Annotated in this window: 7 protein-coding genes; all 7 read right to left on the bottom strand. The window is 63.6% G+C overall.

Annotation, left to right across the window (positions count from 1 at the left end; all coding sequences use genetic code 11):
• Positions 1–4: 4 nt before the first annotated feature.
• Positions 5–433 (bottom strand): type II secretion system major pseudopilin GspG, encoded by a 429-nt coding sequence (gene gspG, locus Q5Z11_RS04060; RefSeq protein ID WP_303748838.1) that lies wholly within the window; start codon positions 431–433, stop codon positions 5–7.
• 27 nt (positions 434–460) lie between these two features.
• Positions 461–1,678 (bottom strand): type II secretion system protein XpsF, encoded by a 1,218-nt coding sequence (gene xpsF / locus Q5Z11_RS04055; protein ID WP_303748837.1) that lies wholly within the window; start codon positions 1,676–1,678, stop codon positions 461–463.
• A 31-nt stretch (positions 1,679–1,709) separates the two neighbouring features.
• Positions 1,710–3,437, bottom strand: coding sequence for a type II secretion system ATPase GspE (gene gspE / locus Q5Z11_RS04050; RefSeq protein WP_303748836.1), 1,728 nt, complete (start codon positions 3,435–3,437; stop codon positions 1,710–1,712).
• 123 nt (positions 3,438–3,560) lie between these two features.
• A complete protein-coding gene (locus Q5Z11_RS04045; RefSeq protein ID WP_303748835.1) occupies positions 3,561–5,444 on the bottom strand; it encodes a S8 family serine peptidase in 1,884 nt (627 codons plus the stop codon).
• 155 nt (positions 5,445–5,599) lie between these two features.
• On the bottom strand, positions 5,600–14,047 hold the full coding sequence (locus Q5Z11_RS04040) for an ESPR-type extended signal peptide-containing protein (protein WP_303748834.1): 8,448 nt from the start codon (positions 14,045–14,047) through the stop codon (positions 5,600–5,602).
• A gap of 883 nt (positions 14,048–14,930) precedes the next feature.
• Entirely contained in the window at positions 14,931–16,808 is a 1,878-nt protein-coding gene (locus Q5Z11_RS04035) for a S8 family serine peptidase (RefSeq protein WP_303748833.1), read from the bottom strand.
• Between the two features lie 130 nt (positions 16,809–16,938).
• Positions 16,939–23,979, bottom strand: coding sequence for an ESPR-type extended signal peptide-containing protein (locus Q5Z11_RS04030; RefSeq protein ID WP_303748832.1), 7,041 nt, complete (start codon positions 23,977–23,979; stop codon positions 16,939–16,941).
• Positions 23,980–24,274: the final 295 nt, after the last annotated feature.

Here is a 24,274-nt window from a genome sequence, read left to right as displayed (position 1 = left end):
AGGCTTATTCGTAGCGGATGTCGGCGTTATAGCTTTCGCCACCGGGCTGGCCGTCTGCGCCCAGGCTGATCAGATCGAACGGACGCCCTTCGCCCGGCACCCGGTACTGCACCGGATTGCCCCAGGGATCATTGAACTCGGCCGGCTTGGAATACGGGCCCAGCCAACCCGCGACGCCTGCAGGCTGGGTGGACAGATCTTCCAGCTTGCTCGGCAGACGGCCGGTGTCGAGCTTGTAGTTCTCCACCTTGCTGGCCAGGGTCTGGATCTGGGTCTTGCCGAGGTTGGCCTTGCCGCGGTCGGCACCGCCAAGCACGCGACTGCCCACCAGGGTCAGCACCGCACCGATCAGCACGATGACGATGATGATCTCCAACAGGCTCATGCCGGCCTGGCGTGCGCGTGACAGCGGTTGTTTCAGGGTTCGCCTCATTTCTTCTTCCTTTCCGAAAACCAGGGTTTAGCCGATGGCATTGGTGAGGTCATACAGCGGCACCAGCACCGCGATGATGACCACGCCCACCACCGACGCCAACAACAAGGTGATCACCGGCACCAGCGCCGCCAACATGCGGTCGATGGCGCGGGCACTTTCCTGTTCAAAGGTGTCGGCGGTCTTGAGCAGCATGCTTTCCAGCGTGCCCGACTCTTCGCCGACCTGGATCATCTGCAGGGCCAGCCGCGGGAAGCGGCCATTGCGACCCAGCGACGAAGCCAGCCCAGCACCATTCTTCACCGCCTCGGCGGCTTCACTGACGTCCGCGACCAGCGCACGGTTGCCGAGCACGTTGCGGGCAATGCCCAGCCCGGCCAGCAGCGGCACGCCATTGCGCAGCAAGGTGCCGAGGGTGCGCGCAAGCCGCGCGCTCTCCAGCTTGGCAACCAGTCCGCCGATCATCGGCCGCTTCAACAACCAGGTATCAAAGCCCAGGCGGAACACCGGGTCGCGCCGCTTGCGCTCAACCCAAAGCAGGAACAGCGCTGGCACCACGATGAAAACCAACCAGCCCTGGCGGACCAGCAGGCCGACCTCCAGCACCATCCGGGTAAACCACGGCAAGGTCACATCGAGGCTTTGATACATCAGCGAGAACTGCGGCACCACGTAGCCCAGCAGGAACAGCAGCGCCAGGCCAACCACCACCAGCAGGATCGCCGGATAGATCAAGGCGTTGATCACCCTGCCCTTCAACTCCTGGCTGCGCTCCAGGTAATCGGCCAGGCGCTGCAGGGTTTCATGCAGGCTGCCGCCGGCTTCGCCGGCACGCACCATGTTGACGTACAGCCGCGAAAACAGGCCATGCTGGCGTTCAAGCGCCTGCGACAGCGGCGTGCCGCCACGCACGCTGTCGCGGATATCGGCAATCACCCGTTGCGAGCGCTGGTCTTCCGGCGTTTCCATCAGGATCGACAAGGCCCGGTCCAAGGGCTGCCCAGCGCTCAACAAGGTCGCCAGCTGCTGGGTGAACTGCACCAGCGTGGCACCGGCGAACGGGCGCTGCCGCCATTGCTTCCAACTGCCACCCTCGAACGCCGAGCCAGTCGCCGGCTTGGCTTCCATCGGCAGATGGCCTTGTTCCTGCAGGCGCGCGATCACCTCGCCTTCGCTGGCCGCATCCATCTGCCCTTCAAGCAGATCGCCACGCGCATCCAGTGCCTTGTAACGGTAACGCGGCATCAGCAGCACCGCTCCGGGTGTACGCGATGGCTCATGCGTCCTCCGTCACCCGCAGCACTTCTTCCAGCGTGGTTTCGCCACGCAGTGCCTTGCCGATGCCGTCTTCGTACATGGTGCGCATGCCGGCCTTGCGCGCGATCTGTTCGATCTCGCCCATGCCGGCCTTGCGCATCACCGCGTTACGCAGCGCATCGTCCATCACCAAAAACTCGACGATGGTGGTGCGGCCGAGATAGCCGGTTGGCGCCAGCGCCGAGGGCTGCGCGCGGTACAGATGGATATCGCCCTGCGGCTGGAAGCGGCGCAGGCCGAAGCGTTCGATTTCTTCGTCCGACGCGCGGTAGCGCAGCGCGTGGGTAGGCTCCAACCTGCGCACCAGGCGCTGGGCGAGGATGCCATTGATGGTGGAGGTGAGCAGATAGTCTTCCACGCCCATGTCCAGCAGACGGGTAATGCCGCCGGCGGCGTTGTTGGTATGCAGGGTGGACAACACCAGGTGGCCGGTGAGCGCGGACTGGATCGCGATGCGCGCGGTTTCCAGATCGCGCATTTCGCCGATCATGATGATGTCCGGGTCCTGGCGCACGATGCTGCGCAGGGCGTTGGCGAAATCCAGCCCGATCTGCGGCTTGGCCTGGATCTGGTTGATGCCTTCCAACTGGTATTCCACCGGGTCTTCGACGGTGATGATCTTGACCTTGTCGGTGTTGAGCTGGTTCAACGCGGTGTACAGCGTGGTGGTCTTGCCCGAGCCGGTGGGACCGGTGACCAGCAGGATGCCGTGCGGCTGCTCCAGCACCTTGCGGAACTGTGGGAGGAAATCCTCGCTGAAACCCAATCGCTGGAAATCAAACACCACCGCTTCGCGGTCAAGCAGGCGCATCACCACGCTTTCGCCGTGTGCGGTGGGCATGGTGCTGACGCGCAGGTCCAGTTCCTTGCCCTGTACGCGCAACATGATGCGGCCGTCCTGCGGCAGGCGGCGCTCGGCGATGTTGAGCTTGGCCATGATCTTGATGCGGCTGATCACCGCCGCGGTCAGGTTGACCGGCGGGCTTTCGCCATCAACCAAGACGCCATCGACGCGGTAACGCACCTTCAGACGGTTCTCGAACGGCTCGACGTGGATATCCGATGCGCGCAGTTCCACCGCACGCTGGATCAGCAGGTTGACCAAGCGGATGACCGGTGCTTCGGAGGCAAGGTCGCGCAGGTGCTCGATATCGTCGAGCGGTGCGAGCTCGCCATCGGTGGTTTCCAGGATGGTGCCCATCGCGGTCCGACCCTGCCCGTACCAGCGCTCGATCAGCTCATCCACTTCGCTGCGCACGCCAACCAGCGGCGCCACCTCGCAGCCGGTCGCCAGGCGGATTGCATCGATCGCGTAGCCATCCTGCGGATCGGCCATCCACAACAGGATGCGACCACGCTGCTCGCCCAGCGGCAGTACCAGGAATTGTTTGAGGAAGCGCAACGGCACCGGCTCGACGCCTTCCACCAGTTCCGGCGGATGTTCGGGTAGCTCGCGGGCGGCCAGCAGCCGCAGCCCCAGCACCTTGGCACAGGCCTCGGCGTGGTCACGCTCGGAAACCAGGCCCAGCCGGGCCAGCAACACCAACAGCTCGCCGCCCGATTCGCGCTGCAACTGGCGTGCGCGTTGAAGGTCGGCGTCTTTCAGCCGGCCCTGCGCCAACAGCTCGGTGACGATGCGATCGGCAGGTGATGGCGCAAGTTGGGCGTCGTGGGCTACCGCGTTCACGCAATCCTCCTGTGTTGGCCGAACTTTAGCAGTTCGTACCCCCGGGTCGTGCACATGAACCGGCATTACAGGCCAAAAGAACCCCGGCATTGCCGGGGTTCCAAGGTCGTGCAGTGGTCAGGATTACTGGCGGGCAACCAGACTCACGCCGCTATAGGAGCTCGCTCCGACCAGGGTGACGTAGTAAGTGCCTGCCTGCGGCGTGTTGAAACGCACGGTTTCGCTGTTGCCAGCGCGGGTGGACTTGGCATCAAACGCAGTGCTGCTCGGCACCGCCTCGTAGCGGACGTAGACCGACACATCGCCGGTGCCGCCGTAGGTCATGAAGGTCAGCACCTTGCCGGCCTCGGCCTGGAAGCTGTAGACCGTCTCGCTGCCACCGCTGCCGGAAACCCCGGTCAGCGCAACCTTGTTGACCAGCGGCGTGGCGTCCGGGCCGCACTGCTCGACATTGGGATCGCACGGTGGCGTGGTTGCCTTGATCAATGCGGCATTGATGTTGAGGATGCCGGCGCCGATCGGGGTAGAGGCCGGGATCGCCACCGGGAACGGCGTGGCGGTCGACTTCAACAGATCACGCATCTGGTTGAGGGTCAGCGGCGTGTCGACCACGCTCTGCACCATCGCCACGGCAGCAGCCACATGCGGCGATGCCATCGAGGTGCCCCCCATGCCACCGAGGATCCAGTTGCTCGGCTCCGGCCCCTTCTCGCCGCCGTTCATCACCTGCCAGATATAGCCGTTCGGGTTACCGTCCACCGAGCCACCGCCGCCCGGTGCCGACAGGTCCACGCGTGCACCGTAATTGGAGTAGTACGCACGTGCACCGGTGACGCCGGTGGCGCCGACGCTGATCACGTTGTTGCACGAAGACATGGTGTAGCTGGCGGCATTGGCGTTGTCATTGCCCGCCGCGACCACCACGATGGCCCCCTTGCTGTTGGCCAGGTCGATGGCTTCCTGGTACTCGGTCGGACAGGTCGAGGGCGACACGCTGCCCAGGCTCATGTTGATCACTTCGGCGGGATTGGTGTTGAGCGGCAGCCCCGGCACCTCGCCACCTGCGGCCCAGACAATGCCGTCGGCAATATCGCTGCCAAAGCCACCGCAGGAACCGAGCACGCGGATCGGCATCACCTTGGCCTTGTAGGCCAGGCCTGCCAGGCCCCTGCCGTTGTTGGTTTCCTGGGCGATGGTGCCGGACACGTGGCTGCCGTGCCAGGAACTGACGTCGGCAGCATGCGAGCCACCAGTCGCCCAGCCGGTGCAGTAGTTGGCTTCGATCCAATCACCGATGTCCCAACCACCCGGTGCGCGGCCGTCGCTGTCGCGGCGTGATACGCGCTTGTCACTGATCATGTCGTAGCCGGGAATGACGTTGTTCTGCAGGTCCGGGTTGCCCTGGGTGATGCCGGTATCAATCACCGCCACCACCACGCCCTCGCCCTGCGAGAGATCCCAGGCCTGCGGTGCGCGTACGCCCGTCGTTGGATTGAAGAAATTCCATTGGTACTGCGCGTAGTTCGGGTCGGTCGGCACCATTGCCGGGGCAACATCGACCATGCGCTGGTACATGCGATCGATATCGGCACGCTCCACCGCCGGGTTGGCCTTGAGCTCGCGGACGAAGTCAGCCGCTTCCTGTGCGTTGAGCGCACGCGAGGTCTTGACCACGCTCCAACCAGGCGCGCCCATGCGCCGCAGCAGTGCGGCCTGCACCGCGGGTTGGGCCGCTGCACGCGAGGTCTTTGCCACCGCGCGGTCCAGGCCGGCGCGCGACGTCGCTGCGCCAAGGCCTCGATTGAGGGCCGCCGTATCACGCAGCTCACTGCTGCCGGCGCGGTACTTGACCACGAACCGATAGCCGCCACTGGTATCCACCGGCGACGTACTCAGGCCGACTACCTTTGCCGGTCCAACTTCTGCAGCAAATGCGGCAGGCGCGCCGATCGAAGCCATCAGTACGACACCGGCAATCGCCAAACCAAGCTGGGTCTTCTTCTTCATGTCGGATCTCTCGTCTTTATGGAACAGGGATGGAACCTCAACGCTGCATCGTTTTGCCGTCCTGGCTCGCAACAGCCGTACTGCGGGGGCAGCACGGCCACTACCGATGAACCTGGAAGCCCCCGCCGCAGCAGGCGGGGGCGAAACCAAACCGCTTACCAGCCGAAGCCGGCGCCCACGCCCACCGAGCTGTCGTCGCTGGTGAAGGCACCACCCAAGGTGACGGTGGCGCGGTCGCTGATGGCACGCTGGTAGCCCAACGAGAGCGCCGATTCGCCGCCCTGGTAGCCAACACCGACGCCAACCCGGTTCTGCGTGCGTACGCCCGCAGCACTGGTGGCCATGTTCAACATGGCAGCGCTCATTGCACCTTGGCGATCCAGGCGACGGTCGACATGACGTAGACGCTTGTCGATATCGCCACGGAAGACGTCGAAGCTGTCCGCCATGCTGCTGAACTTGGTGTCGGTATAGGTGTTGGCGGCGGTGATGCCGCTGTCCAATTGCGCTTTATTGACCGCATCGGTCGCCTGCGTGCCTGCGGCAACGCTGGTGATCTGGCGCTCATAGCCGCTGCTACCGACCGACACCGTGCTGGCACGGTCCGCAACCGATCCTTGGCCCAAGGCAACCGCACCGGATGCAGTGACGCTGGAGCCCTGGCCAATCGCCGTGCCCGAGGCAACGCTGACGGTGGCACCTTCGCCCATCGCCACGGCGTTGGTGGCTGCGGCGGCGATGCTGGTGTTGGCACCCACTGCGGTACTGCCGTCGGCGTTGACGCGTGAGTTGCTGCCGATCGCGGTGTCGTTCGGGCCGTGCGCATAGCTGTTGTTGCCAACCGCACTACCGGCGACGTTGTTGGCCTTGGCCTGCTCGCCCAGTGCTACACCCGTGTTTGCAGCAGGTGCAGCGGTCTCGGTGCGCGGACCATTGCCGTTGCCATTGCCATTGCCATTGCCATTGCCATTGCCGTTGCCATTTCCGTTTCCGTTGCCATTGCTGGCAACACGGTTGTTGAGGGCCGTGACCTGGCCATCAAGTGCGCTCAACGCAGCCCCAACATTGTTATAGCTGGCACCCTGGATGACATAGGTCGGGGCGACGAACATGCCCTGCATGCCGACGCCGGCACCGCCACCGAGGAAGCTGGCCATGTTGCCCAGCGACTGGAACAACTGCCCGCCGTTGATGGCCTGCATGCTGCCAGCAGCAATCGCACCTGCAGCCACGTTATCCAACGTGGTGCCCTGCACGCCCGCCAGGGTCAGCTTGTCGCGGCTGGCATCGTCGTAGGTCACCGCATTGGCGGTGACGCCCTCGATGCTGCCGATCCGGCCATCGATGTCGGTGACGCGGGTTTCCACCGCGCCAACACGCTGGTTGGTGACATGCAGCTGACCACCAGTGACCGCATCGGTGCTGCCTTCGGCAATGCGCCCTGCACCGACATTGACGATGCGACGCGTCACCGGGCCATTGGTGCCGTTGCCGCCACCGACCGATACCACGTTGGCTTCGACCGCACGCGAACCCGCGCCCAGCGCCACCGAATTTGCACCGGAGACACCTGCACCCGCACCGATGGCCACGCTGTTGGCACCGTTGCTGGCGAACGCGCCGTAGCCAATCGCCACACCGTTGGTGGCGGTGATCGAGGTCTGCCGGCCCAGCGCGGTGCTGTTGCTGGCACGCGCCGATGCATCGGCACCTACCGCAGTCGCGCCATTGGCATTGGCGGTGCTGGCAGCACCCAAGGCGGTGCTGCGCTCGGCACTGGCAACCGCACCGGAGCCCGATGCAACCGCGTTGGTACCGCTGGCAGTTGCCACGCCATCACCGGAGGCCTGGAAGTACTTGTTGGTCTCTCCTGCGACCTCGGCCACCGCATCCAGCTGCGACTTGTTGACCGCATCGGTTGCCTCGGTACCGGCGGCGACATTGGTGATCTGCCGTTCGGCGCCTGCATCACCCACTGACACGCTGTTGGCGCGGTCGGCAATGGAGCCTGCACCCAGCGCCACCGAATTGGTGGCACCGGCTTCGGCACCAGTACCAACTGCGGTGCTCTGCTGGCCGAAGGCCCAGGCATTGGCACCCACCGCGGTCGCGTCATCACCAAAGGCCCAGCTGCCGCTGCCGATGGCGACGGCATTGGTCGCGCCGATGCCGAAGAAGCCAAAGCCGGTTTCGGCGCCATCACCAATCGCAAGGCTGCCCTCGCCCAAGGCCGACGCATTGCGGCCGACAGCGACGTTGCCGTCTTCGTAGGCTGCCGCGTTGTAGCCAACCGCGGTAGTGCCGACGCCTTCGGCGTAGCTCTGCGAGCCGGTCGCGGTGCTGTAGTTGCCAAGTGCGTTGGCTACCGCGCCACTGGCGGTGGACTGATCGCCCTTGGCGTACGCGCCAACACCGGCTGCGGTGGCGGCGAAGCCTTCGGCGTTGGCACTGGCACCCAGCGCGGTGCCGCCGACGCCAGCACTGGTAGCACCGGTCTGCACCGGCTCACCGCCAACGTTGATCAGCGGATCACCGTTGGCATCCACCGCATTGCCACCCACAGCCACTGCACCCGGGCCCATCGCCTGTGCGTTCTGGCCGAAGGCGGCTGCGTTCTGGCCACTGGCCAAGGCGTTCATGCCGACTGCGGTTGCGCCGTCAGCCACTGCATTGGCACCACTGCCGAACGCCGATGCGCCGTTGCCAATCGCATTGGTCGCCTCACCGGAGGCCGTGGCGTTGTCACCTTCGGCATAGGCACCGGCATCGCTGTCGGCACTGCCGGTGGCCTTGAAGTACTTCGCCGTGGTCTGCCCTTCCGCAGCTACCGCAGCCACTTCATCGAGCTGGTCCTTGTTGACCGCATCGGTGCCTTCGGTGCCGGCGGCAACATTGGTGATCTGCCGTTCGGCACCCACATCACCCACCGACACGCTGTTGGCGCGGCCAGCAATCGAGCCTGCACCCAACGCCACCGAGTTGGTGGCACCGGCTTGGGCGTCGGTACCAATCGCGGTGCTCTGCTGGCCGAAGGCCCAGGCGTTGGCACCTACTGCAGTTGCATCATCACCGAATGCCCAGCTGCCGCTGCCGATGGCGACGGCATTGATTGCACCGATGCCGAACGCGCCAAAGCCGGTCTCGGCACCATCACCGATTGCCAGGCTGCCCTCGCCCAATGCCGAGGCATTGCGGCCGACCGCAACGTTGCCGTCTTCATAGGCGGCGGCGTTGTAACCCACTGCCGTGGTGCCTGCTCCTTCGGCGTAGGACTGCGAACCGCTGGCGGTACTGAAGTCGCCAACCGCATTGGCGACCGCACCGCTGGCGGTGGACTGATCACCCTGCGCCCATGCGCCGACACCGGTTGCGGTGGCGGCGAAACCCTGGGCATTGGCACTGGCACCGAGTGCAGTACCACCGACACCCGCACTGGTCGCGCCGGCCTGCACCGGCTCACCGTTGGAGGTGATCAGCGGATCGCCATTGGCATCCACTGCGTTGCCGCCTACCGCCACTGCGCCCGGGCCGGTGGCCTGTGCGTTCTGGCCGAAGGCTGCGGCGTTCTGGCCGCTGGCAACTGCGTTCAAGCCGATTGCGGCTGCGCCACTAGCCAGGGCGCTGGCGCCATTGCCGATCACGATCGCGCTGTCACCGCTGGCCACGCTGTTGCTGCCAAGTGCGATTGCGTTGTCGCCATCCACCAGGTTGGCAAAGCCGAACGCGCTGCTGTTCTCGCCATCGACCTGGTTGAAGTTGCCGAATGCCGAGCTATTGCTGCCGTTGGCGGTATTCACGTAGCCGACGGCGCTGGAGTAATCACCGGCGGCGACGTTGTAGCTGCCCACTGCCGTGCTCTGTGCACCGGAAGCTTCCGAGCCCACGCCTGCAGCGGTTGCACCATCACCGCTGGCGACTGCATCATCGCTGCCATCCGCCGCACCATTGGCCTTGAAGTAGCGACCGGCCAGCAAGGCACCTTCGGCGGCGCTGTTGAGCTGGTCCAGGTTGACCGCATCGGTGCCTTCGGTACCGGCGGCGACGTTGGTGATCTGGCGTTCGGCGCCTGCAACTCCAACCGATACGCTATCGGCACGATCTGCCAACGAGTTCGCGCCCAGGGCAACACTGTTGGCAGCGCTGGCGGTGGCGTTCGCACCCAAGGCGGTGCTGTCTGCGCCAAGGCTGGTGCTGTAGAAACCAACTGCCGTGCTGTTGATGCCGCTGGCCCAGCTCTCCGCGCCCAGCGCACTGGCGTTGTCGCCCGCTGCATAGGCGAAGTAGCCGACAGCAGTGGATTCAGCGCCTGCTGCTTCGCTCAATGCACCCGAAGCCAACGCGTAATCACCCGAAGCAATGGCGCCAGCGCCCAATGCCGTGGCAGCTTCACCACTGGCCTGGGTATCAACGAAGAAACCCAGCCCCGGGATGAGGTCGATCGGACCACCTACCGCAACACTGCTGGTGCCCGATGCAGCACTCTGGCTACCTACCGACGTGCTGTAGTCACCGGTTGCATTGGCCACCGCACCAAATGCGGAGGACTGCGCTCCCTGAGCGAACGCGCCCAGACCGGTGGCGGTGGCGGCGAAGCCCTCCGCACTGGCACTGGCACCAAGCGCGGTACCACCGAGGCCGGCGCTGGTCGCACCGGTCGTCACCGGCTGCCCGCCAAACGTGATCAATGGATTGCCGTTGGCATCCACCGCATTGCCGCCGACCGCCACCGCTGCCGGGCCGGTAGCCTCGGCGTTCTGGCCAAATGCGGCACTGTTCTGGCCTGCAGCCAAGGCGTTCATGCCGACTGCGGTTGCACCGTTGGCCACCGCATTGGCACCCGTGCCGTAAGCCGATGCGCCGTTGCCGATGGCATTGGCGGCTTCGCCTGCAGCGGTGGCGCTATCGCCTTCCGCATAGGCACCGGCATCACTGTCGGCGCTGCCGGTGGCGCTGAAGTACTTGCTGGTGTTCTCAGCTACCGCAGCCACTTCATCCAACTGGTTCTTGTTGACCGCATCGGTGCCTTCGGTGCCGGCGGCGACATTGGTGATCTGCCGCTCGCTGCCGACGTCACCTACCGAGACGGTGCTCTCGCGATCGGCCCAGGAATTGGCACCGATTGCGACGCTGTTGGCCGCTTCGGCCACCGCGCTCTGGCCCAGTGCGGTGGAATCATCCGCATCGGCCCAGCTGTTGAAGCCAATGGCGGTGGCATATTCGCCCACTGCCCAGGCACCGTTGCCGAAGGCTGCAGTGCCGGTGCCGGAGGCCTTGGTGCTGATGAAACCGCCGAAGGTGGTGCCGCCAACCGCGGTCGATTCCTCACCCGAGGCAATCGCCGATTCACCCACGGCGGTGGTGCTGACGCCCGAAGCCGCTGCGCCCAGGCCCATCGCGACGCCGTAGTCGCCGCTGGCCTCGGCACCGTAGCCAACTGCCGAAGCGAGGTCACCGGAGGCAACCGCATAGCTGCCGACTGCCGTGGTGCCGCGACCGCTGGCCTCGGCACGGAAGCCGTTTGCCAAGGCCTGCTGGCCAGAGGCCACCGACTGCGCACCCTGCGCCGTGGCAAACACGCCTGAGGCTTCCGCACCTTCGCCGAAGGCACTGCTGCTGTCGCCGCTGGCAACGCTACCTGTGCCAATGGCAATCGCATCGTCGGCATCGGCCAATGCGCCGTCGCCGATCACCACGCTGCCATCACCGCTGGCGACGCTGTTGCTGCCCAAGGCAATCGCATTGGCACCATCGACCAGATTGGCCGTGCCGAATGCACTGCTGTTCTCGCCATCCACCTGGTTGAAGTTGCCCACCGCCGAGCTGTTGGTGCCATTGGCGGTGTTCACGTAACCAACAGCGCTGGAGTAGTCGCCGGCAGCAACGTTGTAGCTACCGACCGCCGTGCTCTGCGCACCGCTGGCCAGCGAGCCGACACCGGCCGCTGTCGCGCCATCGCCGCTGGCAACCGCGTCGTCACTGCCATCGGCAGCGCCGTTGGCCTTGAAGTAGCGCGCGGTCAGTTCCGCGCCTTCGGCAACGGCATTGAGCTGATCAACATTGACCGCATCGGTGCCTTCGGTACCGGCTGCGACATTGGCGATCTGGCGATCAACGGCTGCATGGACGACGCCAGCCGAATCGGTCCACTCCTGCGCCGCGCCGACCGACACCGTGTTGGCGCGGTCAGCGAACGAGCCGGCACCCAGCGCTACGCTGTTCTCTGCGTCCTTGCTGGTCCAGGCATTGGAGCCCAGCACAACCGCGTTCTGCGCCTGTGCATAGCTGTTGTAACCAACGACGGTGGCGCCGTCCTCTGTCGCCCACGCCTCCGCGCCCAACGCGGTGGTGTGCTTGCCTTCGGTGACGCTGTAGAAATCCTGGCCGGCCAGCGAGTTGAAACCGACTGCAACACCGAGCTCACCGGTGGCAGCGTTGTTGCCGACGGCAACGCCGGTCAGGCCTGCACGTGCCTGCACGCCGAACGCAGCACCTGCGATGTCTGCAATCGCGTTCTGGCCTACCGCAGTCGCCACGTCAGCCGCTTCTGCGAACGTACCGATCGCGGTTCCGAAGAACGTTGCATAGGCGCCGCTGCCAACAGCCACCGCCTGCCACGCATCGGCGTAGGCACCAAAGCCCAGCGCGGTGGCCTGGCGACCAGTCGCCCAGGCCGATGTGCCGATTGCAGTGGCAGCGAAGCCTGCAGCCTGCGCATCGGTACCGATGGCAGCCGAAAACAAGCCCTGCGCACTGGCGCCAGCACCGATGGCCATGAAGGCACCTTCGCTGGCCGATGCATCAGTACCAATGGCGATGCTGTCGCCGTTCTCTGCATTTGCATTCTGGCCCAGCGCAATGCTGCCGGTGCCGGTTGCCAATGCATTGGTGCCAACCGCAACGCTGTTGTCAGCCAAGGCATTGGCGCCGGTGCCGTAAGCCGATGCACCGTTGCCGATGGCATTGGCAGCCTCGCCGGCGGCAGTGGCGCTGTCGCCCTCCGCATAAGCGCCAGCATCGCTGTCTGCGCTGCCGGTCGCCTTGAAGTACTTGCTGGTGTTTTCGGCAACCGCTGCCACTTCGTCGAGCTGCGACTTGTTTACCGCATCGGTGTCTTCCGTACCGGCGGCGACATTGGTGATCTGGCGTTCACTGCCCACGTCACCGACCGAAACCGTGCTCTCGCGGTCGGCCCAGGAGTTCGCACCGATGGCGACGCTGTTGGCTGCCGCTGCGGTGGCGCTTTGACCGAGCGCGGTGGAATCGTCTGCATCAGCCCAGCTGTTGAAGCCAATCGCGGTGGCGTACTCACCTATCGCCCACGCGCCATTGCCGAACGCCGACGCGCCGGTACCCGACGCTTCGGTGCTGATGAAGCCACCGAAAGTGGTGCCGCCGACCGCGGTGGATTCTTCACCCGATGCGATGGCCGATTCGCCCACAGCCGTGGTGCTGGTCGCCGAGGCGGAAGCACCCAGGCCCATCGCAACGCCGTAGTCGCCACTGGCATCGGCGCCATAACCCACGGCCGACGCAAGGTCGCCGGAGGCTGAGCTATAGGCACCAAGCGCGGTGGTGCCACGACCACTGGCATCGGCACGGAAGCCGTTGGCCGTTGCCTGCTGCCCGGACGCAAGCGCCTGGCTGCCCTGCGCACTTGCATAGGCACCGGTCGCTTCTGCACCGCTACCAACAGCGGTGCTGCCCAGCTCGCTGGCAAGACTGCCGGAGCCGACCGCAGTGGAATCATCGGCAGCCGCGTAGGCCCCATCGCCGATCACCACGCTGCCATCACCACTGGCGACGCTGTTGCTGCCCAGCGCGATTGCGTTGGCACCATCCACCAGGTTGCCGGAACCAAATGCGCTGCTGTTGGCACCATCCACCTGGTTGAAATTGCCGACAGCCGAACTGCTTTCGCCATTGGCGGTGTTCACGTAACCCACCGCACTGGAATAGTCACCGGCGGCAACGTTGTAGCTGCCTACCGCGGTGCTTTCCACACCGCTTGCCAGCGAGCCGACACCTGCAGCCATCGCGCCTTCGCCGCTGGCAACGGCGTCATCGCTGCCGTCGGCAGCGCCATTCGCTTTGAAATAGCGGCCAGCCAACAGCGCACCGTCGGCAGCCGCATTGAGTTGATCGAGGTTTACCGCATCGGTGCCCGCAGTACCGGCGGCGACATTGCTGATCTGACGCTCGTTACCGGCCGAGCCCACCGACACCGTGTTGGCCCGATCAGCAATCGAGCCTGTGCCCAATGCCACGCTGCCTGCAGCCGAAGCCACCGTGCCAGCACCAATGGCTACCGCGTTCGCACCCGATGCATCGGCGCTGTTGGCGATGGCGCAATCCACCAGCGTTGCACTGCCAAGCACCATGCACTGCGCGTTACCGCCCACTTCCACCGACTGTGCCTGCGCCGTTGTTACCCAGGCACTTGCTCCTAGACCCAACGCAACGGCAACCGACAAGGCTTGCAGGCGTATTCCGGCGCTATGCCGCTCATCCATGACCACACCGGCCGAGCTGGACGATGCCAACTCCGACGCCACCACCAACTGCCCCAATGCCTTGTTCCATACCTTGCGGTAGATCCGGTTCATCGCTGCTGCTCCTCAAGTGGACGGTTTTTTTCCTTGCATAAACGCGCCATCGCCGGGCTCTACGTGCCCAACGATCCCCCTGTGGTGTTGTGGTCCCGGTCCCGGTACAGCTGGGCACGTGAGGCTCACGCCTGTCGCGGTCTACCCCCCTGGTTCCATACCTGTCGGGCGACTACGGGATGGATGGAGTCTTAATCGACGATTCATGATTCGTCAAACTTTTGGCTCGAATCTCGTTTTTTGAGAGGAAGCTCCCAATTCTCTCAATTAGGTGAGATTTTCAAAAATTTGCTTCTGAAACAATTGCCTAGTCCCGGGTTTCGGGAGAGACATCGCTCTGAGCGGCCTCCGGACAAGCGCCCATGAAAAAGCCCGCGAGCCTTGGGCTGCGGGCTTCTTGAAGATTTCCACAAGACATCTGAAGCAACTGACGCCTGCCCTCCCAAAACCAGGGAACAGTTGCATCGCAGCAACCCTGGTTGCGCCATCAAGCAGCATCCGGGACAGGACCGGAGCGAATCCCCCCACGATGATAGTCAAACAAATGACACCCCTCCTGATAACGCAGTCGGAGTGCCGCTCAGGCAAGGATGGGATTGAAGATCTTCATCGCGGGGAACGGGACACGAGGAGGTGATCGAGGCACCTGCGTTCATGCCATCGCAATCCAGCGACCAGACTCCATGCAGCAGTTCTTTTTCTGCCTGCCCGCCACTACGCAGGCCGCGATGATGTCAGACCACCCGCCGCTTCCAACTACATGCGGATCCATCGTCTTACATGGCAAGTTCAACAGGCGTTTGCGGATTCAGATGAGCCTTCAAGAGGCAGAAGCCCTGGCAATGCCAGGGCTTCTGTCTTGCCACTCGAAAATTTGAAGCTGTCACTGACGCGCGGTCAAACCAACTCCGGTGAAGGCACTCTCCGCAACCACCTTGAGGTAATAGGTACCGCGCCTTGGGGCGGTAAAGCGCACGGTCTCGTTGTTGCCCGCCCGAACCGAGAACGCGTCCGCCTGGCCAGGCTGCGGTTCCTTGTCATAGCTCGCATACAAAGAAAGATCGCCCGTGCCACCAAAGGTGATGAAGCTAAGCACCTGACCCGCCTGTGCTTCGAAGCTGAAGATCTGGACACTGCCTTTCTGCCCGCTCAGTCCTGCCCGAGTGACCTTGTTTACAAGCGGCGTTGCGTCTATTCCGCATTGCTGCTGGCTGGGATCACAGGGAGGCGTAGTAGCCTTCAGCAATGCCGCTTCAACGTTCAGGATGCCTGCCCCCATCGGCGTCGTAGTGGGAACAGCGACGGGAAATGGCGTGGCCGTCTCCATCAGTAGATCGCGCATCTGCATCCAGTTCAACGGCGTTTCGACAACGCTCTGAACCATCGCGGCGGCAGCGGCAACATGAGGTGATGCCATCGAGGTCCCGACCATTCCCTCTACAAACCACTCCGAGGTCGGCCCTTCCGCGCCACCGTTGTACATCTGCCAGATCCAGCCTTGAACATTGTTCTCTGCATTTCCGCCTGGAGCGGATACATCTATCCGACTGCCGTAATTGGAGTACCGCGTCGCCCTCCCTCCATTGACGCCGGTTGCGCCAACGCTGATCACGTTCTTGCAGGATGACATTGTGTAAAGGCCTGCATCTGCGCTGTCGTTGCCCGCGGCCACCACAATGATGCTGCCTTTGCTGTTTGCCATGTCAAAGGCCTCCTGCAGCATTGGCGAGCATTCGCTTTCTTCACTGCTCCCCAAACTCAGGTTGATGATCTCCGCTGGATTCGGATTGATCGGCAATCCCGGAACGTCGCCGCCCGCAGCCCACACCACGACATCGGCTATATCACCATCCCAGCCACCGCAAGAACCCAATACCCGAATGGGCATCACCTTGGCCTTGTGCGCCAACCCCGCCACACCAATGCTGTTGTTGGTTTCCTGAGCGACCGTACCGGCCACATGGGTACCGTGCCAAGTAGTGCCCTCTGCAGGATGGGGACGGGATGCTGCCCAACCCAGGCAATAGTTCTCACTCACCCAGTTACCTGTATCCCATCCTCCCGGAACGCGGTCATCGGTGTCCCGTCGCGATACACGCTTGTCGGTGATCATGTCATAGCCTGGAATCACATTGCCCTGCAGATCCGGAGTGCCTTCGATGATGCCGGTGTCGACTACAGCAACTACTACACCTTCCCCCTGGGAGATGTCCCACGCCTGCGTTGCCCTGACGCCGGATACGGCGTTGGAAAAGTTCCATTGCAGCCTGCCGTAGTCAGGGTCCTGCGGCGTCATCGCGCGCCGTGCCACAGCCATGTGATGGTAGATCTGCTCAACCCGAGCCACCTCCACTGCCGGGTTGGCTCGCAGTTCGCGCAGGAAACTCTCTGCCTCCTGCGCATCCAACATCCGCGTTGTGGAGACAAGGCGCCAACCGGGCAGCGCGGTGCGCCGCAACAGCCCAGCCTTCACCGCTGCACGTGCGACGGAACGCGCGTTGGCCGCCGTAGGACGATCGAGTGCCGCGCGCGACAATGCAGTCGACAAGCCCTGATTGAGCACTGTCGTGCTGTTCAACTCGCTGGCTCCAGCACGGTACTTGACCAGGAAGCGTTGACCACCGCTCAGCGGCGCCAGCTCCTTCGACAACAGAGCCTGCGAGCTGGCGGTCCGCTCAGCTGCGGAAAGTGCAGGAATCCCGATGCATCCCACCAGTGCTGCACCAGCAACCGCGATACCCATTTTCCTGAGTTTCTTCATATCGAATATCTCTTCTAGTTGAAGGGAAGAAGGCCTGCCGAGCCGGATCCAGTCAGGAGTCTTTCGACTTGATAGCCAGCAGGGCCAAGGTCAGCAGACCCGGATCGAAATGCCGGGCCCGCCGCTGTGCTCACCAACCAAATCCGGCGCCAAAGCCCACCGAGCTGTCGTCGCTGCTGAAGGCACCCCCCAGGGTCACAGTCGCGCGATCACCGAACGCACGCTGGTAACCGACCGACAACGCCGACTCTCCACCCTGGAAGCCGACGCCAACGCCTACCCGGTTCTCGGTCCGTACACCGGCAGCACTGGTGGCCATGTTCAACATCGCCGCACTCATCGCGCCTTGCCGGTCGATGCGCTTGTCCATGTGCTGCAGGCGCTTGCCCATATCGCTGCGCAACACCTCGAAGCTGTCGGCCATCGCGCCGAACTTGCCATCTGTATAGGCGTTGGCTGCCGCTGAGCTCCGGTCCAGCTGTGCCTTGTTGACTGCATCAGTTGCCTGCGTGCCCTCGGCGATATGGGTTATTTGCCGCTCATTGCCGGCGCTACCAACGGACACGGTATTGGCGCGATCAGCGACGGATCCCTGGCCGATCGCCACCGACCCTTCGGCACGGACGCTTGCGCCTTGTCCAATTGCAGTACCCGCACTGGCACTGACAACGGCCCCCTGGCCAACCGCGGTGCCGGACGCCGCGGCAACACTGGCACCTTCGCCCATCGCCACCGCATTGGTCGCTGCAGCGGTCACCGAGGCGTTGGCACCAACCGCCGTACTGCCATCGGCCAGGACACTCGAGTTGCTACCCAACGCGGTGTCATTCACCCCTGCTGCATGCGCGCCATGACCGATGCCGGTACCGGCCTGGTCCGGCGCCTTCGCATCGTCGCCGAGCACCACGCCGCCCGTCGTACCCGCGCCATCATCTGGACCGCCGCCCTCCGTTCCACCACCGCCGACATCAATCCCTGACAATTGCGTATTGATCGCGGTGATCTGTGTATCCAGCGCCGACAGTGCATCACCAACACTGCTGAAATTGGCACCTTGCACGACATAGGTCGGAGCAATGAATACACCCTGCATGCCCAATGCGGCACCGCCGCCCAGAATGCCGGCGATGGAACTGAGCGACTGGTAGAGCTGCCCGCCGTTGATTGCCTGCATGCTGTCAAGAGCGATGTTCCCTGCCGCCACGTTGTCCACGATGGTGCCGTCCAAGCCTGCAAACGTTACCTTGCTGCGGTCACCATCGTCATACGACACGACATTGGCGGTGATGGTCTCCACGTCACCAATCCGATCATCGATGTCGTTTACCCGCGTTTCCACTGCGCCCACGCGTTGGTTGGTGCTGTACAGCTGTCCGCCGTTGACTGCATCGGTGCCGCCTTCGACGATGCGCCCCGCCGCAACATTGATGATCCGCCGTGTCGCCGGCCCATTGGTCCCGTTGCCACCACCGACGGACACCACGTTGGCCTCAGTGGCACGCGAGCCTGCGCCCAAGGCAACGGAGTTGGCCCCGGATACGCCAGCCGCCGCGCCGATGGCCACACCATTGACGCCGTTGCTGGCAAACGCCGTGTAGCCGATTGCGACGCCCCCAACCGCGGTAGCAGAGGCCTGCCGGCCCAGCACCGAACTATTGTTGGCCCGCGCCGCCGCGTCGGCACCCACGGCAGTTGCACCAATCGCCGCGGCGCTGCTGGCCGTGCCAACCGCCGTGGCGCGCTCGGCACTGGCAACGGCAGCCGAACCGGCGGCTATGGCATTGGTACCGGTCGCACTTGCCACCCCGGTACCACTGCCCTGGAAGTACTGGCTGCTCTTGCTGGCTTCACCTGCGACACTGGCAACCGCATCCAACTGCGACTTGTTCACCGCATCAGTGCTTTCGGTACCGGCAGCAACGTTGGTGACCTGCCGTTCCGCACCAGCGCTGCCCACCGATACGCTGTTGGCGCGGTCCGCGACCGTACCTGCCCCCAGTGCCACGCTGTTTGCCTCGGACGCCACCGCCGCGCTACCCAGGGCGGTACTGTGGATCGCGCTGGCCTTGGCCGTGGCACCAACCGCCGTGGCTGCATCAGCGCCTGCACTGGCGCCACTGCCGAGTGCGATGGCCATGTTTCCGACTGCGAAACTCTGCGCACCCAAGGCCAACGCATTCTCGCCCTGCGCGCCGGCACCGGCACCAATCGCGATTGCCCGCTCGCCAGACGCTGCACTGGCACTGCCCAGCGAGACCGTGGCGATGCCACCGGCAATGGCACCAAGGCCACCCGCAAAACTTCCATCACCGCCAGCGAAACTGTTGCTGCCAATCGCGGTGGCACCATTGCCCTCGACGAAATTGGCGAAGCCGAAGGCATTGCCGTCTTCACCATCTACCTGGTTGAAGTTGCCTACCGCCGTGCTGTTGGTGCCATTCGCCGTGTTCACATAGCCCAGCGCGCTGCTGTAATCGCCTGCCGCAACGTTGTAGCTTCCAACCGCCGTGCTCTCGATACCACTGGCGTTCGACCCGACACCAGCGGCAGTGGCCCCGGCTCCAGAGGCCTGCGCATCATCACTTCCGTCCTCTGCACCATTGGCGGCGAAGTAACGACCAATGTCCTTCGCTGCGTCGGCTACAGCACTGAGCTGATCCATGTTGACCGCATCGGTACCTGCGGTACCTGCTGCAACATTGGTGATCTGGCGTTCGGAACCGGCATTACCAACAGATACTGCGTTGTCACGATCAGCCAGCGAGCCCGCACCCAAAGCCACACTGTTCTGTGCCGAAGCCACTGCCGAACTGCCCACGGCGGTGTAGGATGCAGCGGTTGCCCTGGAAGCTGCGCCCATAGCGACAGAAGCCACGCCGCCAGCCTGTGCATCATCACTGCCATCATGGGCACCATCGGCCTTGAAGTAGCGAGTAGTCTTCGCTGCGTCCTCGGTTGCCGCATCAAGTGCATCAGCGACATCGTCCAGCTGTGACTTGTTGACCGCATCGGTATCTTCGGTACCTACAGCAACGTTCGTTATCTGCCGCTTCAGCCCTGCACTTCCAACCGAGATACTGTCGTCACGGTCAGCAACTGCATGGGCACCCAACGCCACGCTATTGATGGACGCCGCACTCGCGCCGATGCCAACAGCACTGCTGTTCTTGCCCGTCACCAACGCGCCGGTACCTAGCGTTGTCGCACCGTCAGCCTGAGCCTTGCTGCGTGCACCGATGGTGATTGCATCAACAACAAAGTTGTTTGCAGCAGCCGAATCTATCTCAGGGCGCAAGGTGCTTGCCTGGTCACCAATGGCGATCGTTCCTGCGCCAACTGCCTGCGCCCAGCTACCGACAGCGACATTCCCGTCCGCCCTGGCCAGCGCGCTATGGCCAACCGCCGTCGCTCCAACACCAGTTGCAGCACTCCGCGATCCAAGCGCCGTACTGTTATCCTTATTGGCAGTCGACGCAACGCCGAACACAGACGCCAGCTCACCTATAGCCGCACCGCCAACGGAGACGGCGCTGTCACCGTCCGCCATCGCTGTACCAACCGCGAGTGAATTCCCGCCGCGCGCACTCGCCCCAACCCCTACGGCTGTCGCACCAATGCCCTCGGCTGCGGCTTCTCCGCCAATCGCCATTGCCCATTCGCCAGATGCCCTGCTCAACGCGCCGATCGCCATGGTATTGCGACTCAAGGCTGTTGCCCCAAGACCCATTGCAACCGCCTCATCATCTGCAAATGCGCTTGCACCTATCGCGACCGCGCCCTCGCCAGCCTGGGCACCGCGATCAACCTGCACCATCATTCCATCTACAAATTCAAACAGCAGAGACCTACCATCCTCACCCAATGGGCTACCGCCAATCGCTACCGCAGCCTGTCCTGCAGCAATTGCACCACTACCTGTCGCAATTCCATTGGTCCCAGTGACGAGGGTATTGCGGCCAACAGCAACCCCACCGGCCGCCATTGAAGTGGAATTCTCGCCCAGTGCTATCGCCCCTGTAAGCGTCGCGGCAGCTCCATAACCAATCGCAACTGTGCCTCTGCCGAGGGCGTTAGCCGCCTCACCCGCAGCCACTGCACCTTCTTCTTCGGCATAAGCACCTGCATCGCTCTTGTCACTACCAACCGCGGTGAAGTACTTGCTGGTGCTTTCGGCGACCGTAGCAACATCCGTCAACTGATCCAGATTGACTGCATCGGTGCCCTCTGTGCCCGCGGCAACATTGGTGATCTGCCGCTCCTCGCCGTCGGCCCCAACAGATACAGTATTGGCACGATCGGCCAACGAGTCTGAACCCAAGGCTATGCTGTTGGCGGCGATCGCATCGGCATTGCTACCCAAAGCCGTGGCAGCTTGCCCGCGACTGACGCTCCCGTGCCCGAGTGCTGTGCTATCGACGCCCGCAGCCCAACTTGAGGCGCCTATCGCGGTAGCATCAAGGCGTGATGCACGAGCCTGATAGCCAATCGCGGTAGCTTCAGCGCCCAGGGCTTCGCTCAGCGCTCCCGCTGCCAGCGAGAAGTGACCCGCAGCATCAGCGCCTGAACCCACAGCGGTGGCAGCATCGCCACTAGCGCTGGTGGCGGCACGGTCAGCAGGATCTGCCGACAGCGCTGCGGCGCCACCAACTGCAACGCTGCCCTGGCCGGTTGCCGATGCTTCCGCGCCAACCGCGGTAGCGTAAGCCGCTGTAGCCGACGCCGCTTCACCCGCTGCAAGCGCGCCTGCAGCAGTTACGCTCGCGCCAACATCGCTATCGATCATTCCGCTTGCTTTGAAGTACTTGTCGGTAGTTGCTGCAGTCGCTGCAACCTCATCGAGTTGCGACTTGTTGACCGCATCAGTATCTTCAGTACCTGCGGCCACATTCGTTATCTGCCGCTCTGCCCCTGCATCACCAACGGAGACACTGTCGACGCGCTCGGCAACGGAATTGGCACCAAGCGCGACGCTGTTTGTTGCCATCGCATACGCTCTCTGACCCAGTGCTGTAGCGCTCTCAGCATCCGCCCAACTGTTGAATCCAACTGCGGTACTGAGATCCGCCAGCGCCCACGCGCCATTGCCGAATGCGGCCGAGCCGAAACCCGAGGCTTCGGTAGCAAACTTATCCAATGCCAAGCCACCCACCGCGGCTGCTTGTTCACCGCTCGCCAGTGCCTGGCTGCCGAGGGCAATGGTGTGGTCAGCAGTTGCTTCCGCATAAGTGCCCATGGCAACCGCAGCAATGCCGCTGGCCGTCGCTGCCGCACCTGCCGCAACTGACTGCCCACCCGTCGCGGACGCCAGCGCGCCCAATGCCACGTCATAGTCGCCACTTGCGGTTGCGGACCAGCCAATGGCCGCTGCGCTGTTGCCGCTGGCAACACTGGCGTGACCAACTGCCAGTGCATCAATGTTGCTGGCAGTTGCATCTACGCCGATGGCAGTCGCGTCCTGCGCAAACGCAGAGGCACCGGCACCATAGGCAGAGGCGCCGTCGCCTACTGCGTTGGATGCCTCGCCTGAAGCCGTTGCGGCATTGCCCTCGGCGTAGGCACCGGCATCGCTTTCCGTACTGCCGGTGGCGGCAAAGTACTTGGCCGTGCCCTCCGCAATAGAGGCGACTTCATCCAGCTGTGCCTTGTTGACCGCATCCGTGGCTTCGGTTCCTGCCGCGAGATTGGTGATCTGTCGCTGCATTCCCGCCGTCCCAACCGAGACGCTCAGCTCGCGATCCGTCCGGGCCCCAGATCCTATTGCGACGCTGTCTTCATGCAGTGCCCTGGCCTTGATTCCAAGTGCAATGGACCGGCTTGATAGCGCAACGGCATTCTGTCCAAGAACGACGGTGTCCCTCCCCCTACCGTCCGACATCACGCCGATCGCAATCGAATTTTCCCCTCCGGCAGATGCCCCTGCCCCCAATGCCACGCTGTATGAGCCGGCCGCAACCGTGGGAAGTTTCGCCAGTAGACCTGGTTCAAAAAAGAAGTAAGTGCCGCCTATTGCGACTGAGCCTTTACCTGAACCTACTGACCTTGATCCAATCGCGAGAGCCTCTTCACCCTTCGCTAGTGCGAAGCTTCCTAATGCCAGCGAATCAGCGGCCGAAGCCTTGGCCCGCCAGCCCAAGGCCCCACTATTCTGTCCACCGGCCGTCGCTCCTGAACCAAAGGCGAAAGATCCTTCTGCTCCAGCCGATGCTTCTGCTCCCAACGCCAAACTATTCTCCGCCGTAGCCCGCGCACCTGACCCTAGGGCCAGCGACTGCGTTGCCGAAGCAAGCGCAGCATCTCCAACTGCCATACTGCTCTTGCCGATAGCAACCGAATTGCTACCTATGGCGATCGCATTCTCGCCCTCAACGAAATTGGCGAAGCCAAACGCACTGCTGTTGTCGCCATCAACCTGGTTGAAGTTACCGACCGCCGAACTGTTCACACCTGTTGCGGTGTTCACATAGCCAAGCGCACTCGCGTAGTCGCCGCTGGCGCTGCTGTAGCTGCCCACCGCAACGCTCTCCGCGCCGCTTGCAACCGCGCCGACGCCTGCGGCGGTTGCGCCCGCACCGCTGGCCAACGCGTCATCGCTGCCATCATTGGCACCGTTGGCGGTGAAGTACCGACTGGTCTGCGTCGCTTCATCGGCAACGGCGTTGAGCTGGGCCAAATTGACTGCGTCAGTGTCTTCAGTACCGGCGGCGACATTGCTGATCTGCCGCTCACTGCCGGCATCGCCAACCGAGACCACGTTATCGCGTGCAGCCACCGAGTTGGCCCCCAGCGCCACGCTGTTGCTGCCGCTGGCGGTGGCAGCATTGCCCAGCGCTACACTGCCTTCGGCCGAAGCCAGGCTTTGTGCACCTATCGCAACCGCATTGTTTCCTGACGCGTTGGCATCGCCCTGCAGGGCGCAGTCAGCCAGGTTGGCACTGCCGAGCACGATGCACTTGGCGTTGCCGCCCACGGCTACCGACTGTGCCTGCACCGTCGCGGCAGGCACCCCCAACCCAAGCCCCATGGCAATCGCCAGTACCAGTACCTGCACGCGCTGCGAGTCCGTGCTGCGCGCATCGACCACACCTGCCAAGCCCTTGGAGCTGGCCAGCTCCGAGGCAACCACCAACTGTCCCAACGCCTTGTTCCACACCTTGCGATAGATCCGATTCATCGAGACTGCTCCTGAAGTGGACTGAGTTTTCGCGTGCGCCGCAGCTGCACCAGCCGGCGAGGCAGGCATGCGGTTTTTCCAATGTGTGTTGCCAGTTCCCCGCGGCGACTGCTGCAAGCAGCTGCACGCATGTCGTCAGCTCCACGCAGCGCAATGCGGCACGTGGGCTTTTGAACGGCGCGAGTCTTGGAGGCGTGGTTTTAGTGCGTCAAGTTTCTGACTGGCACGAAAAACAGCGGGATACAGCGCTCAAAATCGGTAGTTGGTGACATTTCCGGCGCGGAAATTTTTGATA

Source organism: Stenotrophomonas sp. 610A2 (assembly GCF_030549615.1).
Classification (GTDB): Bacteria; Pseudomonadota; Gammaproteobacteria; order Xanthomonadales; family Xanthomonadaceae; genus Stenotrophomonas; species Stenotrophomonas pigmentata.
The sequence above is the reverse complement of the archived record's forward strand: the minus strand, read 5'-3'. Positions and strand labels throughout refer to the sequence as shown.

Bases quoted from the DNA above. Each gene is read 5' to 3' on its own strand.
- gspG (WP_303748838.1), bottom strand. From the start codon at position 433: ATGAGGCGAACCCTGAAACAACCGCTGTCACGCGCACGCCAGGCCGGC.
- xpsF (WP_303748837.1), bottom strand. From the start codon at position 1,678: ATGCCGCGTTACCGTTACAAGGCACTGGATGCGCGTGGCGATCTGCTT.
- Q5Z11_RS04045 (WP_303748835.1), bottom strand. From the start codon at position 5,444: ATGAAGAAGAAGACCCAGCTTGGTTTGGCGATTGCCGGTGTCGTACTG.
- Q5Z11_RS04040 (WP_303748834.1), bottom strand. From the start codon at position 14,047: ATGAACCGGATCTACCGCAAGGTATGGAACAAGGCATTGGGGCAGTTG.
- Q5Z11_RS04035 (WP_303748833.1), bottom strand. From the start codon at position 16,808: ATGAAGAAACTCAGGAAAATGGGTATCGCGGTTGCTGGTGCAGCACTG.
- Q5Z11_RS04030 (WP_303748832.1), bottom strand. From the start codon at position 23,979: ATGAATCGGATCTATCGCAAGGTGTGGAACAAGGCGTTGGGACAGTTG.